Below are 16684 nucleotides of genomic sequence, written 5' to 3'. Positions count from 1 at the left end.
CCGAACTTGCTACCCATATGAAGAAACACATCCTGATACTGGCCCTGGCCGCCCTGTCAGCCTGTAACCCAAGCTATCACCTGACCAATCGAACGGCCAACCGGATTGGTGTCGATTCGGTAACCGCTTCGGCCGACAGTAGCGTTGCCATGTTCCTGCAACCCTACCGGCAGGGTCTCGAAAAGACCATGAACGAGGTACTGGCCCGATCGAGCGGACGTATCGAGAAAGGTCAGCCCGAAGCACCACTCAACGATTTATTAACCGATGCGCTGCTCAAACAGGCTAGCCAGCGGTATGGTAAACCCATTGATTGTTCACATCTCAACTACGGTGGCATTCGCAGTAATTTACCCGAAGGTAACATTACAACCGGCTCTATTTTCGAGGTGATGCCGTTCGATAATCAGCTGATCGTATTGACGGTTAAAGGCGATATGCTCCGGCAAATGCTGAATCATTTTGCCAAAGGAAATAAACTGGTGGTGGGTGGCCTGCGGGCTAAGATCCATAATGAACAGGTGCAGTCTGTTACGTTTACGAATGGGCGAACCCTCCAGCCCGATGAGACATATACCGTTGTCATGAGCGACTATGTGGCTAACGGGGGCGATGACGCTGGCTTTCTAAAGAATCCCCTCAAAAGTGAAAATATCAATTACCTCATGCGGGATGCCCTGATCGACTATTTTCGGGAACAGGGCAAAACCGGACAACTCATTAATCCCGTTTCTGATGGACGCATTAGCATCGAATAGACGCCAGTTCCTGAAATTGTTAGGCACTGCCGCGGTAGTTGGCTCCGTTGCGCCTGACCTAATAGCCCGACCAGCCAACAGCAGTCGATCCACAACGCTGACCATTCTACACACCAACGACGTACACAGCAGGCTGGACCCGTTCCCAATGGATGGAAGCCGGAATGCGGGCAAAGGCGGTGTTGCCCGTCGGGCCACACTGATTCAGAAAATCCGACAGGAACAAGTGGATGGCCATCCCCGCCATGTACTGCTGTTCGATGCAGGCGATATTTTTCAGGGAACGCCCTATTTCAATGTGTACAAAGGGGAGCCCGAAATTCTGGCCATGAACCGGCTTGGCTACGATGCGGGCACCATCGGGAACCACGATTTTGACGGGGGCATCGATAACATGGTTACGCAATTTGGGAAGGCAAATTTTCCCATGCTGATTGCCAACTACGACTTTAAAAATACGGTGATGGATGTCCGTACAACACCGTATAAAGTTTTCGAGAAAGATGGCGTCCGGATTGGGGTATTTGGCCTTGGAATCAAGCCCGAAGGCCTGATTCCCCGAGATGCTTATAGGGAAACGAAATACCTCGATCCTATCGAAATTGGCAACGACACGGCCGCCAAACTTCGCAACGACAAGAAATGCGATTACGTGATCTGCCTGTCGCACCTGGGGTTCAAATACACCAATGAGCCGACGGTTTCCGATACTGTACTGGCGACCAAAACGCAGCACATCGACCTCATAATTGGCGGGCACACCCATACGTTCCTGGATGCACCGGTTGCGGTCAACAACCTCAATGGCCAACCTGTCTGGATTAACCAGGTTGGTTTTGCGGGAATCAATCTCGGCCGTATCGATCTGTCTTTTGAAAAAGGCAAAGCCGTTGCCAGCGCCGGTCAATCCGTAGAAGTGAAGTAAGTAACCCGTATGAACAAAAGGCTTTGCTACCTGAATAAGGAGAAATTACCGTTGGTTTCCTTTTCTACTTATTACCTTAATTTCCATTTTCATGTCTGAAATTAAATTAACACTCGGCGAGAAAACGTATTTCCCATCCATAGAGAAGCCCATCGCTTACGAAGGCCGCGAGTCCGACAATCCGATGGCGTTCAAGTTTTACGATGCCAATCGGCTCATTTTGGGCAAACCTATGAAGGATATTTTCCGGTTTGCAACGGCTTACTGGCATACCTTCTGCGGCACCGGCGCTGATCCTTTTGGTCCCGGCGTTAAGCATTTCCCCTGGGATGCAAACCCCGATCGGCTGGCAGCGGCTCACGATAAAATGGACGCAGCGTTCGAGTTCATCACAAAAATCGGCATGGAATTCTACTGTTTCCACGATGTCGACGTAGCTCCAGAAGGCAACTCGAATGCCGAATTCGAGAAAAACTTCCGTGCTATTGTCGACTATGCCAAGCAGAAACAGGCAGCCAGTGGCGTAAAACTACTCTGGGGAACGGCCAATTTATTCTCGCACGAGCGCTACATGAATGGTGCATCGACGAACCCTGACTTCCACGTACTGGCCCATGGCGGCTGGCAGGTGAAAAATGCCATCGATGCGACGATTGAGTTGGGCGGAGCGGGCTATACCTTCTGGGGAGGCCGTGAAGGGTATATGTCGCTGCTGAATACCAACATGAAACGCGAACAGGAACATTTGGGTAAATTCCTGCAAATCAGCCGCGATTATGCCCGTAAACAAGGGTTCAAAGGATCATTTTACATTGAACCTAAACCGATGGAGCCAACCAAACACCAGTATGATTTCGACGCGGCTACCGTCGTTGGCTTCCTGAACCGGTTTGGCCTGCAGGACGATTTTGAGCTGAATATCGAAACCAACCACGCGACATTGGCCAATCATACCTTTGCGCACGAGTTGCAGGTTGCCGCTGATAACAACATGCTGGGCAGTATCGACGCCAACCGGGGCGACTACCAGAACGGCTGGGATACCGACCAGTTCCCGGTGGATGTGTATGAACTGACCGAAGCCATGCTGGTCATTCTGGAAGCGGGTGGTCTGAAATCAGGCGGGGTTAACTTCGACGCCAAAACGCGCCGGAACTCAACGGATCTGGACGATATTTTCATTGCCCACATCGGTGGTATGGACACCTTTGCCCGGGCGGCCATTGCCGCCGAAGCGATTCTGGCCAAATCGCAGTACAAAAAATTGCGGGCTGAGCGTTACGCCAGCTACGATTCGGGCGAGGGCGCACGCTTCGAAAAAGGCGAGTTGACCCTTGAGGATCTTCGCCAGTATGCCATGACTAATGGCGAGCCGAAACAACTAAGCGGCAAGCAGGAATTGTACGAAATGATTGTCAACCAGTATATTTAACCCGTAATGGAACGCAGATTGTTATGATTTTTAAGATTAGGTATGCTTTTATCAGCGCAAATCTTAAAAACCATAACAATCTGCGTTTCATCCTTCCAATGAAAACGCTACTCCTTTTACTGGCCAGTCTTTCGGCTTTTGCACAAACGTCTACTGACGAAGCTGCCGTGCGCACAACCATCAAGCTCATGTTCGATGGCATGCGTAAAGGTGACTCGACGCAGATTAAAAATACGTTTCTGCCCGGTGGCTCGTTACAGACTATCGCCAAGAATAAGGATGGAGATGTGTCGGTACGCACTGACGATATGGGGAAATTTGCGGCTTCTGTCGTGAAGTATCCAGCGTTTACGCTCGATGAGCGCCTATCTGGCATGGATATTAAAATCGATGCCGAGCTGGCTACGGCCTGGACGCCCTACGTCTTTTATTTGAAGGACCAAAAAAGCCATTGTGGTGTGAATGCCTTTACCCTTGTAAAAGTAAACGGCAACTGGAAAATCCAATCCATTATCGACACACGCCGGAAAGACAACTGCCCGGATTTACCAAAGTCGTAAAGGTAGTGTACCAAACAGCCAGAGGCTGTTTGGTACTTAACTGGCGCTCCACCTCGGCTGGCGTTTTTCCAGAAAAGCAGCCATGCCTTCTTGTGCATCCGGCGTTTGCTGGAGCTGCGTAAATTGATCATACAAAAAGGCCTGCTGTTCACTGGATGGCAGGTCTTTTAGTTGTTGATAAGCCCGCAGTCCAAATTGCATGGCTGTCGGCGAAAATTGTTTTAACTCGTCGGTTAGCCGGGTCACCGCATCGGTGAGCGCATCGGCGGGCGCAATGTCTGTTACCAGACCGAGCGCCAGTGCTTCCGGCGCCTGGATCGTCTTAGCTCGTAGGCATAGGTCAAGGGCAGTACGAGCAGGCATTATATTGAGCAGGACGGCCATCACCTGAAAGGGAAACAATCCTCGCTTCACTTCGGGTAAACTAAACGTAGCCGACGCAGTGGCCACCACGTATGTGCTTGCAGCTACCAGCAAAAACCCACCGGCATAAACCGGCCCCTGCACACGGGCAATAGAAGGTTTATGCAAACCGGCCATAAGCTCGCCCAAACGAACCGGCCCCGCTGGTTCAGGAACCGAAATGGGTTCATTACTGCCTGCCGACAGGCTTTTCAGATCCATCCCGGCACAGAATGTGTCGCCCGCAGCAGCCAGCACCACCAGCCAGACATCGGCCGTATACTGCGCGTAGGCCAACGCGAACGCGAATTCAGCCAGCATTGGCGGATGAAGCGCGTTCTTTTTTTCGGGTCGGTTCAGCGTAATGGTCAGCACATGCTCATTGAGCGACGTGAGCAGGTAGCGAAACCCTTCGACCGGTAGTTGAGCCGTTTGATCAGGAGAATAGAGCATGGCTGAAAAGTACAAAAATACCGCTTACGAAATGTCTGGCCCTGCTTATATGGTTATGTATCCATTTAAAGTTATCTGGATAAGTCTATTCTCCCAACCTTTCCAATTCGTCATGAAAACGGCTCTAACCCTCTGCCTGATTCTGTTGAGTATACAGATTTCTCAGGCTACGCATCTACTCGGCGGCTACATCCAGGCAAAACCTGTTGCTGGCTCGGCAGGTAGCTATCAGATAACAGCCGTTCTTTACATGGACGAAATTCGTGGAAAACCGGCTGCCGATCAGGCCACGTCGATTTCGGTTTGCTTTGGCGATGGTAGCATCGGTATAGCTTATCGGGCAAGTCGGTTGTTGATAAACGATAAAAGTACGAGTATCAATAGCTACAGTGCAATCCATACCTATAGCGGGCCGGGCATTTATCAGTTGGCGGTTTCCCAGTCGAACCGAACAGGTGTTAAGAATATTACCAATGCTGATGGCCAGTTATTCACCCTCCGAACTACATTTTCCATTACTTCACCTACGGCCAATCAAACGCCAACGCCCGGCTTTCCTCAAAATGGCTTTCATATTGAGGCAAATCGGAAGGCCACACTATTATTGACCGCCACGGATGCCGATGGGGATAGTTTAGTATATGGCCTCGCTAAGCCACTAACGAATACGAGCCAGGATCAATGCAGTTATCGACCGCTTACGTCGTATCAATTTCCGAATGATTTGACCAAAAAAGGCACCTTCAAAATCAATAGTCGTACGGGAGAATTGGTTTGGGACGCCCCTACAGAAGTAGGCTATTATAGCGTGGCGATAACCCTAGACGAATACCGTGGTGGCAATCTTATCAGCCAAACCGTTCAGGAAATCCCGTTGATCGTTGACGATCTACCCGGCACACCCGGCACAATTCCACCCTATGAACCCGCCTTTGAAGGCGCTTTTACAGGCTTGGTGACGGCCGTTGAGGGGCGCGAAGACGTGAATTTCCATCTCATCACCTTTCCCAATCCGGTAGATGACCGGTTGCAGGTGGTTATTCAAACCAGCAACCCGACAACCGCCACGGTCCAATTAAGTGATGCCAACGGTCGTAAACTTCACGAATTAAGCTTTCCCCGACTGACTCGCCAGCACGAACAAGTTATCAGCCTGAGTAGCCTGGCACCGGGCGTTTATTTAATTCAGGCTGTAGTTGGCGGACGGACTCTGGTGCGAAAGGTAGTAAAGCGATAGCTTGGGGCTCTATAGCAACTGCTTCCAGGTACCTTTGACCCAGTTATACTTGAGCGTGCTGGGAAGTGCCCGCCAGAAATATTTGTTCACTTCGACGGCAAAAGAAGGCTGCATGTAGCAATTGATGGCACAACCCTCGCAGGCGGGCAAACGCCCCTCCAGCGCCACCAGCTTCTGTACTTCTGCGGAGTTATAAAGGGCATACAGATTATCATCAACAGAAAAGTCTTTCAACCCTAAATGATAGCAGGGCAAAACGAGTTTATTTTCGGGAGAAAGAACAATTGTTGTGCTGGCCGCGCGGCAAATGGGGTCTTCAATGTGGTTGCCACCATCGCGCCGAAGCTGGATAAACGCATCGTTCAGGTACACGTTTTTCTGCTTTCCCCACCACGACATTTGCGCCAGAGCACTCTCCGAAAAGCGATCGCCCGTTTCAACGGAGTTATATTCGAATACGGGGTTAAGGATAAGTACGAGGTCGTTGGGTAGACAAATGGTCTCGTGCATCTGTTTGATTTTGTCCACATTGTGTTCAAAAACCGTAAACAGAATATCGGGCCGTTCGCCAAGATTACGAGCAATGGCAATGGACTCCATCACCTTATCGAAACATTTTACGCCCCGTGAGGCATCGTGCTCTTCGGCAATGGGCGAATCGAGCGAGAAGTGCAGCATATCGACCAGGCCGCGCAGCCGTTCGGCCTGTTTGGGGTAGAGAAGCCCATTGGTGGTAACGGTCGTAATCAGTCCAAGACGCTTGGCTTCCTGAAGCAATTCGGGCAATTGGCGATGCAACAACGGTTCGCCCCCTGTAAAATCAACTACCCGCACACCCAGCTTTTTGAGGTCCCGCAGGTTCTGGCGGGCATTCTCAAGCGTCACGTAGGGTGAGGGCCGCTCCCATATATCGCAAAAACTACAGCTCGCATTGCAGCGATACGTCAGGTAGTAATTGCACAAAACGGGATGGGAGACAAGGCGCATTTATGTATGTGTAGAGACCGGTCCGCCGGTGCGGCATACTTGCGTCTCATATCCGGATGGTTTTTGCGGACGCATATGAGACGCAAATATTTGCTGACGCATGTGAGACGCAAATATGCGTCTCTACAATAGCATCTTAAACAGGCTCACCAATTTGTCTTTCAGGTCTTTCCGATCGACGATGAAATCCAGGAAACCATGATCGAGGACAAATTCTGCACTCTGGAAGCCTTTGGGCAGATCTTTACCTATCGTTTCACGAATAACACGCGGACCAGCAAAGCCAATCAGTGCTTCGGGTTCGGCGATGTTAAAATCGCCGAGCATGGCATAAGAGGCTGTAACACCACCCGTTGTCGGGTCGGTCAATAGCGATACATAAGGCAATTTGACTTTTTCCAGCAAAGCCAGTTTTGCCGATGTTTTCGCCATCTGCATCAGCGAGAAACCAGCTTCCATCATGCGCGCACCACCCGACTTCGATACCATTAGAAAGGGTGTCTTGCTGGCAATGGCATGATCGATAGCGCGGGCAATCTTCTCGCCTACAACAGACCCCATTGAGCCCCCAATGAAGTTAAAATCCATAACGGCCACCGTTACAGTCAGGCCATTCATTGGACCATAGGCTGTTCGTACGGCATCTTTCAACCCCGTTTTGGCCATGGTTGCCTTTACGCGGTCTGGGTAAGCTTTGGTATCGACAAATTTAAGCGGATCAGCCGATTGCATATTGGCATCGAGCTCGGTAAACTCATTGTCATCGAACAGGATGGAGAAGTAGGCTTCGGAGCCTATTTTTTCGTGGTAATTGCAATGAACACAGGTATAGGCGTTGAGTTTGTGCTCCCGCGTATTCATTACTTTTTTGCAGTTCGGACATTGATACCACAACCCATCGGGAGCTTCCCGCTTCATTTCGGTTGGGGTTTGAATACCCTTATCTTTTCGGACGAACCAAGACATTTTCAGTAAGTAATTATCAGGAAAGGAACGACAAAGGTACAAAGAAAAGCACGATCAACGCTACCCTTTGTCTATTCAAAAGAGAAGCCTGGCTAACTGGTGGGTGCGTATCGAGGCTAACCAAACAGTCGGTTTACGCTGTATACCATTTTTTTATACCGATAAAGTCGTTGTTTTGCGGCCATGAAACACGCATTAACCGCTTTACTGCTGGCGATCACCCTGTCGGCCTTTGGTCAGGCATCGGTAGCCTACTACCCGTTCAATAACCTGGTTACGGTTAGTACCAATGCCGATCGGGCCTTCTGGGCCGATGCCCGGGTCCAAACCAATACCGTATTCGGCTCCTTGAGCACCACCATCTGCCCAATGATCAATGTGGCCCGAAAGGCTCAGGTAAATTATTACACAGGGTTGGGCGTGCGCTTTAACGCGCTGAACGGAATCGATGATCGTGATGTGCTGGAAGGGTATTCGCTCCATGTAGGCGTTCGAATCAAGCCGCTTATCATGATCCCCAACTTACGTGTTGCTTTCGAGTTAGCCCCCTACTCCCGCAAGGATTTCAAGACAGGAAATCTCCAGTCGTTCCTGGGAATCGTTTATCAGTTCAGCAAAAAGTGATATACGGTTTGTAGTTTATGGTTTGTAGTTCGTGAATGAGCACGAACTACAAACCATAAACTACAAACCGTACCCTACCCTCACTTCTGATTATACGTCATTGCTCCATGTTCCAGCTTATTGGCCCGGTCAAAAAGCTTGAGTGCTTTCTGGTACGTATCATCTGTCTGGCTGATAACCCGGAAAAACTCGTTGTTCTGGCCGCCTTTATTATTTTTCTGGTAAATGGATCGCGCCACCAACGCCTTGATCTGATTTTTCAGGTAGTTTTTCGAGCGGTTATATTCTTTCTCGTTAAACTTAATTCCCTCAGCCGTTGCGTCTTTTACTAAGCGGTTCATCTGCTCGTCATTGATCGTAACGGTGCGATCAAACTCCTCAAAGGGGACTTTTTCCAGCTTCTTCCGGTTGTCGTTGGCATATTCCATGGCGAACTCACGAATGATGTTTTTGCCATAAAGTTGTACTAAATAAGCCGTTTGCCAGGTCGAATCCCGCGGAATAAAGTAGTCGGGTGTGATGCCGCCCCCGCCATACACAACTCGTCCACCGTCGGTTTTGAATTTGAGTTTAGGGTCATTCTTGATCGAATCGGCGATGTAATATTCACCTCGTTTCGACCGTAGTTCGAGATCTTTCTCGTAGTCGCCCTCGTGACCAGGCACGTAGGGCTTCTGGATACTCCGGCCGCTGGGTGTATAATAGCGCGAGATCGTCAGCCGTAGTTCAGACCCGTCAGACAGTTGTACCGGCATTTGTACCAGCCCCTTCCCGAATGAACGACGACCCGCAATCAGCGCCCGGTCGTGGTCCTGCAATGCACCCGAAACAATCTCCGATGCCGACGCACTGCCTTCATCGATCAGCACCACCAACGGACCTTCCTCAAACTGACCCGCAATATGAGCCATCGTTTTGCGGTCGTAGCGATTGTCTTTCCCATCGGTATAAACCAGCAGTTTATTGCCCGAAATGAACTCATCGGCAATGTTTGTAGCCCGATCCATGTAGCCGCCCGGATTGTTGCGCAGGTCCATCATCAGTTGGGTCATCCCCTTGGCTTTCAGAGACGCCAGTGCCGTTTTAAACTCGTCGTACGTTGTTTCGGAGAACCGGTTGATTTTGATATAACCGGTCTTGGCGTCGATCATGTAGGCGGCATCGACCGAATAGGTTGGAATCCGGTCACGAGTTACCGTAAACTCTTTGGCCTGCTTATCGCCCTTCCGAAGAATGGTTAATTTTACATCGGTTCCCCGTTTGCCGCGAAGCGCTTTAAAGACAGCACTGTTTTCAATTTTACCACCCGTTGCCAGCGCTTTATCATCCACTTTAATGATTTTATCGCCACTCTGGATTCCCGCCGACTCCGATGGGCCACCGGCCAGGGGCGTTACCACATAAACCGTGTCCTTGTAAATATTGAACTCGACGCCAATGCCATCAAAACCACCTTCGAGCTGCGAGCGGGCCGCAATGGCATCCTGAGGATTCATGTAGGCCGTGTGCGGATCAAGCTTTTCGAGCATTTTTGTAATCGAAAAATCTACCAGTTCATCGGTATTGACCGAATCAACGTAGTTATTCTCGATTAGCTGCAAAATTTCCCGGTATTTGGCGTAGCCTTTCCCGATGTTATTCATGCTTTTTGTTCCCCCAAAAAATGTTGCCCCGATAAGCATTCCACCCGCCAGGGTGATGCCCAGCAACATGGGTATCCGAACCGTCGTTTTATCGTTCTGAATCCGGTTTCCGCGCCCATCAACTTCATGACCGCCAGGTTTATTCGTAGCGTTGCTATCTCCCTCCATTCGTTCGTCTCGTAAGTGGTGTCTCTTATACTGCCATAACGTTTTGAAGGTAGCGAAATGTTTGCCAGAAAGAAGATATGATGTTAAAAAAATAGTAACCGCTCCTGCAGATAATCCGGGAGGGCAACAATTGCTGTTTTCGGACGACTTTTCATGCACGTTTGCCGTAACGTGTACCAAAAACTATGCTTATTTTTACGGGCAGCCAATACCTTAGCCTGCCCCAACTCTTATGTTTGTACATACCGTTTTTTTCTGGCTCCGTCATCCCGAAAGCCAGGACGACCACCAGGCCCTGCGCGCTGGCCTGGAAGGCCTCAAGTCGATCACCGACATCACGACCGCTTACGTTGGCACGCCCGCCGACACCCGTCGGCCTGTCATCGACCACAGCTATGACTTCTCTCTAACGCTCGTCTTTGCTGACAGAGCCGCTCACGATGCTTATCAGGTCCACCCGGGCCATTTGGCCTTCGTTGACAAATGTTCGCACCTGTGGGAACGCGTTCAGATTTATGACGCCGTAAGTTAGTAATAGGAGCGAGGAGTTAGACGTGAGAAGACATCCGGCGGCACAGTGTGCGTCAGCAGCTTCTCACATCTAACTCCTCGCTCCTATTACTTAACTCTTATACCAGTACCTCGATCTTCATATCCATATTTCCTTTCACAGCTTTGGAATACGGACACACGGCATGGGCAGATTCCGCCAACTGCTGAAGTTGGTCATGATCCATATGGGGCGCTTTGACCGTAATTTTTCCCGACAGAAACATGTTGTTTCCGTCTTTGTTGAGGGAAATACTGACCTCTACGGAATGTTCGGGCAGAATAACCTTCCGCCGTTCGGCAACTGCCATGAGCGCTCCGTTGTAGCAGGCGCTGTAAGCAGCCGCAAATAACATCTCGGGATTGGGAGCCCCACCCTGGCCGTGCATTTCTACCGGACGTTTAACGTCTAATTCTAAAATACCATCGAGCGACTTAACGTCGCCTTCGCGCCCGCCAACATTACTAACGGTGGCCGTATACAAGGTTTCCATTCTATTAAGTTTTGATAAGTATCAACCGGCACTGACGTGGCCAATTGGTGTAGTATACACTCAAGAAACGCTACTTGTTCACAAACCAGCGATAAAGAAAGAAGCGATGGCAGGCCTTAAACCGTTTTATTGGCGAATCCGTCGTTCACGGTTACGATTAAGGCAAACTTTTTGCGTTCATTTACCAGACGGTTTCCCGATAAAAAGGTTAGTTGTTCAGGCGGGTTTGGTCATTTACTGACATTCCATCATTTTAAACTACCTTTGTCTTAGCGGTTTATTTAAATCAAAGCCGCAATAGACCGGGTTGAGCCGCGTTTTTCGTACGTATGCATCACGACACGCAGACCAACATGACTCCATTATCTATACCATACCGGACCCGTCATCTGTTTCTAGGCTTAGCGGGTAGTTTGGGGCTACTGCTTGGGCTGTCGGCCGAGCCAGTTCTTGCACAGCGCAAACGCGAAAAAGCCGATACCGCCCTGGCAAAACCAGGCTCAGCCTCAACAACGACTGTGCGGATGGAGGAAGAAACGCAGTTCACGGAAGGCGTCCGGTATTTGATGACCGACGAGCCGACCAAAGCCATTGCGCAGTTTGCCAAAGTATTACAAAAAGACCCCAATAACGCAGCCGCTCAGTATTCAACCGCCAGTGCTTATCTGAAAAGTGGCAAAACGGCGGAGGCCATTCCCTATGCCACAAAAGCCCACTCGCTGGACATAGAAAATAAATTTTACTCGCTGCTGCTGGCGGAACTGTACGTTAAACAAAAACGCTATGGCGAGGCTGAAGAACTCTATGAAGCACTCCTGAAAAAAGGGCCCGAAAACGCTGAATACGGGGTTGAACTGGCGGCCATTTATCTGTTCAACGATAAGCCCGACAAAGCGCTGGAAACCTATAATAAAGTGGAGCGTGAATTAGGGTTGAATGAAGAAATTACCCGGCAGAAACAACGCATCTATCTTAAACAAAATAAAATAGACAAAGCCGTTGAAGAAGCTGAAAAGCTAGTCGCGTCGGAACCATCGGACCCGGACTATCTGCTCGAAGGAGCTGAATTATTGATTGCCAACGACCGAACCGATCAGGCAATCGGCTGGATTGACCGGGCGCTCAAACTAAGCACTGACTTACCGCAGGCCCATGTGTTGCTGGCAGATATTTATCGCAAGAAAGGCGATATGGACCGCGTCAGCAAAGAGTTGAATCAGGTGCTGGCTAACCCGAACCTGGAAGCGGGTCTGAAAGCCCGTATTTTGTCGAGCTACATGGGTATGACGGGATCAAACCCGGCAGCGCAGCAGGATGCGCTTGGCATGGCGCAGAAACTGGCTAAAACCTCCCCCAACGACCCAAAAACACAGGTGATGCTGGCTAATCTACTGGTGCAGCAGGGGAAAAAGGCCGAAGCCCGCGATGCATACGCCAAAGCGGCTCGCCTGGATGGGTCCATCTATGAGGTTTGGGAAGCGTTGTTGCAACTGGACGGCGAATTAAATCAGGTGGATAGTTTACTGGTTCATTCCGAGAAAGCCCTGGAAGTATTCCCCACACAAGGCTATTTCTGGTACTCCAATGGATCGGCCAATTTATACAAGCGCAAATACCAGCAAGCCGTCGATGCCCTCGAAGAAAGTCAGAAGCTACTAGCGGCCAGTTCAAATAACGAACTAAAAAAAGGCATTTATGCCCAACTGGGCGACGCTTACAATGGCTTAGGTGATCACGCGAAGTCGGACGAAGCCTACGAAGCCGTTCTGAAAGTAGACCCGCTGAACGATCACGTCCTGAATAACTACAGTTATTTTCTATCCTTACGAAAAGAGAATTTGCCCAGAGCGGTGCAACTGGCGCAAAAACTCGTTGAGCGGAACCCAACGAACGCTACCTATCTGGATACCTACGCCTGGGTACTTTACGTCTCGAAAGACTACGCCAAAGCAAAACAGTATCTGGAAAAAGCCCTGGCCGATCCGGCCAATGTGAGCGGAACGATCATTGAACATTATGGCGATGTGCTTTATCAACTGGGGGAGCGCGATAAAGCGCTTGAGCAGTGGAAACAGGCAAAACTTAAAGGCGGGGCCAGTACCGATTTAGAGAAGAAAATAGCCTCTGGCAAAATGTAAACCAGTATACGGTTTCTGGTTTTACGGAGTCAGCGTATTTACTTGTGCCGACTCCGTGAGCCAGAAACCGTATATTGAAATCACCTAAATGAATAAACACCTCTTAGTTGCGTTCCTGTTAGGCATATTTCTACAATCGGAAGGTTGTCGACGGCATCACATGTCGCACAGCACTCATTCAATGCCGGTTTCGTCAGTGCCTGCTCCTATCGACTCAACCCTTGCCAGCAACCCGGCTCAACCGTTATCGGCTGATTCTTCCGCCAATACACGCCCGACTGCACCTAAAACGGATCCCGTCAGGCCCGGAATCGAAGAAGCCCGAACCAATGTTGCCGAAATTGATTTTCGCTATCTAACGGCCAAATCGAAGATCTCCTTCAAAGGTCAGCAACAGGATATCGACAATGCGAATGTGAACATCCGGGTTCGGAAAGACAGCCTCATCTGGCTATCTGTTTCGAAACTGGGCATCGAAGCCGTTCGAGGGTTGATTACCCGTGATTCCATTACGATTGTTGACAAGATTCACCGGGAATACTCTGTTTACGACTTTCCGACGCTGAGCAAACAGTTCAATTTCGACATGAATTTCGAACTACTGCAAGCCCTGATTGTCGGGAACCTACCTTTACCCAAACGCCCGGCCCAAAAAATTAAAAACGAGCGGGATTACCTGCTCCTTCGGCAGAGTGAGGGAAAAGTGCTGGTCGAAAATTATATCGGTGAGCAGGATAGAAAGCTTAAAAAGCTGATGGTTACGGAGCAGCCAACAAAAAATACGCTGCGCCTTGATTATGATAACTTTACCTCATTGAACAATTTTCTGTTTCCCTACACCAGTCTGGTAACGGTCGATTATAAGTCGAAAACTGATGGTCAATTTTACCAAACCCTGCTGCGTATCAAGCATAATAAAGTTGAACTGGTCGACAAAAATCCGGGCTTCCCATTTTCAATACCCGCTTCTTATACTCGCCGACCCTAAGCTTAGTCGTTGGTTTTATTTCTTATGTACGTCACGTTTCGTCCCTTTTCCAACGTTGTTCACTGGTCGGTCATTAGCCTGCTTGTCATCGGTTGTTTATGCCTGACAAATCCGCTACAGGCGCAGCAGACAGTACACAACCGGCAAGTACTGGAAAAAGAAAAAAAGCAGAATCTGGAAAAAATGAACCAGATTCGGACTATTCTAAAACAAACAGCGTCGGAGAAACAAGCGGGCCTGGGGCAGTTGAAAGCACTGGATCAACAGATTCAAACGCAGTCGAAGCAGATTGGCCTCTTGAATAAAGACCTGCAACTGACCGAGTCTGAAATTGCTGAACTTCGCCAGGCGAGTACCACCCTGACTAAAGACCTCAACAAACTGCGGGCCGAGTATGGCTCCATGATTTATGCCGCCGACAAACGACGACAACAGGTAAATCCACTGGGTTTTTTGTTCGCTGCCGATAACTTTAACCAACTCGTAGCCCGGTATCGGTATCTGCGCCAGTACTCCGACGCCCGCTTAAGTCAGGTTCGACAAATGAACAATGTCAAAACCATGTTGCAGGGCAAACAACAGGCCACCCTTCGCAAACGGCAGGAGCAGAAAAACACCATTGGGGCCAAAGTGAATGAAACAAAAAGCCTCGAAACCCTGAAAGTCGTCAAGAACCAGGTTGTCAAAGAATTAAGTCAGAAAGAGTCGGAGCTTAAAACCGAACTGGATGAAAGCCGCCGATCTGTGGCCCAGCTTGAGTCATTGATCAAACGACTGATTCTGCGCGAAGCAAAGGAACGTGCAGAACGCGAAGCCCGCGAACGCGCCGACCGCGAACGCATTGCCCGGCTGGAGGCTGAGCGAAAAGCGGCCGAACGAAAACGCGCCGAAGCCGCCATTGCGGCAGCCGAGAAAGCGGGCGAAAAACCAGCCCCCGCCGATGTAGCCAAAGTAGAACGCTCGGCTGAGCCTGAGCCAGCCGCCAAAAAGCCCGACGAACGACGGAACAACAACCTGAACGACGAAGAGACGGCCCTGGCATCGTCCTTTACGGGGGCTCGCGCGCGGTTGCCCTGGCCCGTTACAAAAGGGTTTATTTCGGATCACTTTGGCCGTAAACCCCACCCCGTACTCAGGGGCATTTACGTCGAAAATCAGGGCGTTGATATTCAAACGAACGCAGGTGAGGGCGTGCGGTCCGTATACGACGGCATTGTCCAGGACGTAACCAGCATGCCGGGCATGAACAACGTCGTGGCGATTCAACACGGCGATTACTTCACGGTTTATGCCAAACTCCGTAGCGTATCCGTTCGGATTGGGCAACGGGTGAAAGCCCGCGAGTCGATTGGTACAGTAGCCACCGATAAAAATGGGGTATCCGAAATCCAGTTCCAGATCTGGAAGGAATTCACCAAACTTAATCCCGAATCGTGGCTGACACCAAGGTAATTCATAGTTTGTAGTGCAGAGTTTGTAGTTTTGATTCGTGGTTGATTGAGTACAACCATTAACGACAAACCACAAACTTGAGTCATGTCTGTACATAATCCCGATATCAAGCGAGTTACAACGCATACCATTCAGGAATTAAAAAATAAAGGTGAGAAAATTTCGGCCTTAACCGCCTACGACCATGCCATGGCGCAGGTTGTTGATGCGGCTGGCGTTGAACTGATTTTGGTGGGCGACTCGGCTTCGAACGTGATGGCCGGGCACGAAACAACTCTTCCTATTACGCTCGATCAGATGATCTACCACGCCAGTTCGGTTGTACGGGGCGTTAAGCGGGCACTGGTTGTCGTCGATCTGCCCTTTGGCTCGTATCAGGGCAACTCGACAGAAGCATTGCGGTCGGCCATTCGGATTATGAAGGAATCGGGCGCACACGCCGTGAAGATGGAGGGCGGCCTGGAGATTAAAGAGTCTATTGTTCGTATTTTAAGCGCGGGCGTACCCGTTATGGGGCACCTTGGCCTAACGCCACAATCCATTTATAAATTTGGCACGTATGCCGTACGAGCTAAAGAAGATGCCGAAGCCCAGAAGCTGATCGACGATGCGCACATGCTTCAGGATATTGGCTGTTTTGGTGTCGTGCTCGAAAAAATACCCGCTGCCCTGACAAAACAAGTGTCCCGCAGCCTGATTATTCCAACCATAGGGATTGGTGCCGGGCCGGATGCGGATGGCCAGATTCTGGTTATTCATGATCTGCTGGGTATTACGAATGAATTCAAACCCCGTTTCCTGCGCCGGTACGCCGACTTGCATAAGGTTATGACAGAGGCTATTGCCCATTATGTCGACGATGTGAAAACCAATGACTTCCCGAACGAGAAAGAGGCATATTGAGTTAA

The 16684-nt window shown here is 49.9% G+C and carries 16 protein-coding genes; 11 read left to right on the top strand and 5 right to left on the bottom strand.

Going from position 1 to position 16684, the window contains the following annotated elements; all coding sequences use genetic code 11:
- The first annotated feature begins 17 nt into the window (after positions 1-17).
- The 4 genes from ACYVAM_RS06985 (at position 18) to ACYVAM_RS06970 (ending at position 3675) form a co-directional block, all read left to right on the top strand.
- A complete protein-coding gene (locus ACYVAM_RS06985; protein ID WP_461065291.1) occupies positions 18-758 on the top strand; it encodes a 5'-nucleotidase C-terminal domain-containing protein in 741 nt (246 codons plus the stop codon).
- Positions 736-1683, top strand: coding sequence for a bifunctional metallophosphatase/5'-nucleotidase (locus ACYVAM_RS06980; RefSeq protein ID WP_461065289.1), 948 nt, complete (start codon positions 736-738; stop codon positions 1681-1683). The genes ACYVAM_RS06985 and ACYVAM_RS06980 overlap by 23 nt, the downstream gene beginning before the upstream one ends.
- A gap of 91 nt (positions 1684-1774) precedes the next feature.
- Complete coding sequence (gene xylA / locus ACYVAM_RS06975; RefSeq protein WP_461065287.1) at positions 1775-3115, top strand: xylose isomerase; 1341 nt, start codon at positions 1775-1777, stop codon at positions 3113-3115.
- Positions 3116-3213: 98 nt separating this feature from the next.
- Positions 3214-3675, top strand: a complete 462-nt coding sequence (locus ACYVAM_RS06970; RefSeq protein ID WP_461065285.1) for a nuclear transport factor 2 family protein — start codon at positions 3214-3216, stop codon at positions 3673-3675.
- A gap of 36 nt (positions 3676-3711) precedes the next feature.
- Here the strand turns inward: ACYVAM_RS06970 and ACYVAM_RS06965 are convergent, their stop codons facing one another.
- Positions 3712-4530, bottom strand: coding sequence for an enoyl-CoA hydratase/isomerase family protein (locus ACYVAM_RS06965; RefSeq protein ID WP_461065283.1), 819 nt, complete (start codon positions 4528-4530; stop codon positions 3712-3714).
- Positions 4531-4642: 112 nt separating this feature from the next.
- Here ACYVAM_RS06965 and ACYVAM_RS06960 point away from each other — a divergent pair, with 112 nt between their 5' ends.
- Positions 4643-5767: a T9SS type A sorting domain-containing protein gene (locus ACYVAM_RS06960; protein ID WP_461065281.1), complete on the top strand. Its 1125-nt coding sequence runs from the start codon at positions 4643-4645 to the stop codon at positions 5765-5767.
- Positions 5768-5776: 9 nt separating this feature from the next.
- Here the strand turns inward: ACYVAM_RS06960 and ACYVAM_RS06955 are convergent, their stop codons facing one another.
- Positions 5777-6754, bottom strand: a complete 978-nt coding sequence (locus ACYVAM_RS06955) for a radical SAM protein (RefSeq protein ID WP_461065279.1) — start codon at positions 6752-6754, stop codon at positions 5777-5779.
- Between the two features lie 123 nt (positions 6755-6877).
- Positions 6878-7720 carry an acetyl-CoA carboxylase, carboxyltransferase subunit beta gene (gene accD, locus ACYVAM_RS06950; RefSeq protein WP_461065277.1) on the bottom strand — a complete coding sequence of 281 codons (843 nt, stop codon included), beginning with the start codon at positions 7718-7720 and terminating at the stop codon, positions 6878-6880.
- A gap of 183 nt (positions 7721-7903) precedes the next feature.
- Here accD and ACYVAM_RS06945 point away from each other — a divergent pair, with 183 nt between their 5' ends.
- Positions 7904-8344 carry a hypothetical protein gene (locus tag ACYVAM_RS06945; RefSeq protein ID WP_461065275.1) on the top strand — a complete coding sequence of 147 codons (441 nt, stop codon included), beginning with the start codon at positions 7904-7906 and terminating at the stop codon, positions 8342-8344.
- Between the two features lie 80 nt (positions 8345-8424).
- On the opposite strand, the gene ACYVAM_RS06940 is transcribed toward ACYVAM_RS06945, so the two are convergent.
- Positions 8425-10155 (bottom strand): S41 family peptidase, encoded by a 1731-nt coding sequence (locus ACYVAM_RS06940; protein ID WP_461065273.1) that lies wholly within the window; start codon positions 10153-10155, stop codon positions 8425-8427.
- A gap of 232 nt (positions 10156-10387) precedes the next feature.
- On the opposite strand from ACYVAM_RS06940, the gene ACYVAM_RS06935 reads away from it, so the two are divergent.
- Positions 10388-10687, top strand: coding sequence for a Dabb family protein (locus ACYVAM_RS06935; protein WP_461065271.1), 300 nt, complete (start codon positions 10388-10390; stop codon positions 10685-10687).
- Positions 10688-10784: 97 nt separating this feature from the next.
- Here ACYVAM_RS06935 and ACYVAM_RS06930 read toward each other — a convergent pair whose 3' ends face one another.
- Positions 10785-11198: an Ohr family peroxiredoxin gene (locus ACYVAM_RS06930; protein ID WP_461065269.1), complete on the bottom strand. Its 414-nt coding sequence runs from the start codon at positions 11196-11198 to the stop codon at positions 10785-10787.
- A 353-nt stretch (positions 11199-11551) separates the two neighbouring features.
- Between ACYVAM_RS06930 and ACYVAM_RS06925 the strand changes: the two genes are divergently transcribed.
- From ACYVAM_RS06925 to panB, 4 genes are all read left to right on the top strand, one after another.
- Positions 11552-13336 carry a tetratricopeptide repeat protein gene (locus ACYVAM_RS06925; protein WP_461065267.1) on the top strand — a complete coding sequence of 595 codons (1785 nt, stop codon included), beginning with the start codon at positions 11552-11554 and terminating at the stop codon, positions 13334-13336.
- Positions 13337-13424: 88 nt separating this feature from the next.
- The gene (locus ACYVAM_RS06920) at positions 13425-14324 is read left to right on the top strand and encodes a DUF4292 domain-containing protein (protein ID WP_461065265.1); all 900 of its coding nucleotides are present in this window, start codon (positions 13425-13427) and stop codon (positions 14322-14324) included.
- Between the two features lie 24 nt (positions 14325-14348).
- Positions 14349-15776, top strand: a complete 1428-nt coding sequence (locus ACYVAM_RS06915) for a murein hydrolase activator EnvC family protein (protein WP_461065263.1) — start codon at positions 14349-14351, stop codon at positions 15774-15776.
- An 84-nt stretch (positions 15777-15860) separates the two neighbouring features.
- Positions 15861-16679 carry a 3-methyl-2-oxobutanoate hydroxymethyltransferase gene (panB, locus tag ACYVAM_RS06910; protein ID WP_461065261.1) on the top strand — a complete coding sequence of 273 codons (819 nt, stop codon included), beginning with the start codon at positions 15861-15863 and terminating at the stop codon, positions 16677-16679.
- Positions 16680-16684 lie beyond the last annotated feature (5 nt).

It is taken from the genome of Spirosoma horti, from assembly GCF_054776595.1.
This window is presented reverse-complemented; position numbering and strand designations above follow the sequence as displayed.

Bases quoted from the DNA above. Each gene is read 5' to 3' on its own strand.
- ACYVAM_RS06985 (WP_461065291.1), top strand. From the start codon at position 18: ATGAAGAAACACATCCTGATACTGGCCCTGGCCGCCCTGTCAGCCTGT.
- ACYVAM_RS06980 (WP_461065289.1), top strand. From the start codon at position 736: ATGGACGCATTAGCATCGAATAGACGCCAGTTCCTGAAATTGTTAGGC.
- xylA (WP_461065287.1), top strand. From the start codon at position 1,775: ATGTCTGAAATTAAATTAACACTCGGCGAGAAAACGTATTTCCCATCC.
- ACYVAM_RS06970 (WP_461065285.1), top strand. From the start codon at position 3,214: ATGAAAACGCTACTCCTTTTACTGGCCAGTCTTTCGGCTTTTGCACAA.
- ACYVAM_RS06965 (WP_461065283.1), bottom strand. From the start codon at position 4,530: ATGCTCTATTCTCCTGATCAAACGGCTCAACTACCGGTCGAAGGGTTT.
- ACYVAM_RS06960 (WP_461065281.1), top strand. From the start codon at position 4,643: ATGAAAACGGCTCTAACCCTCTGCCTGATTCTGTTGAGTATACAGATT.
- ACYVAM_RS06955 (WP_461065279.1), bottom strand. From the start codon at position 6,754: ATGCGCCTTGTCTCCCATCCCGTTTTGTGCAATTACTACCTGACGTAT.
- accD (WP_461065277.1), bottom strand. From the start codon at position 7,720: ATGTCTTGGTTCGTCCGAAAAGATAAGGGTATTCAAACCCCAACCGAA.
- ACYVAM_RS06945 (WP_461065275.1), top strand. From the start codon at position 7,904: ATGAAACACGCATTAACCGCTTTACTGCTGGCGATCACCCTGTCGGCC.
- ACYVAM_RS06940 (WP_461065273.1), bottom strand. From the start codon at position 10,155: ATGGAGGGAGATAGCAACGCTACGAATAAACCTGGCGGTCATGAAGTT.
- ACYVAM_RS06935 (WP_461065271.1), top strand. From the start codon at position 10,388: ATGTTTGTACATACCGTTTTTTTCTGGCTCCGTCATCCCGAAAGCCAG.
- ACYVAM_RS06930 (WP_461065269.1), bottom strand. From the start codon at position 11,198: ATGGAAACCTTGTATACGGCCACCGTTAGTAATGTTGGCGGGCGCGAA.
- ACYVAM_RS06925 (WP_461065267.1), top strand. From the start codon at position 11,552: ATGACTCCATTATCTATACCATACCGGACCCGTCATCTGTTTCTAGGC.
- ACYVAM_RS06920 (WP_461065265.1), top strand. From the start codon at position 13,425: ATGAATAAACACCTCTTAGTTGCGTTCCTGTTAGGCATATTTCTACAA.
- ACYVAM_RS06915 (WP_461065263.1), top strand. From the start codon at position 14,349: ATGTACGTCACGTTTCGTCCCTTTTCCAACGTTGTTCACTGGTCGGTC.
- panB (WP_461065261.1), top strand. From the start codon at position 15,861: ATGTCTGTACATAATCCCGATATCAAGCGAGTTACAACGCATACCATT.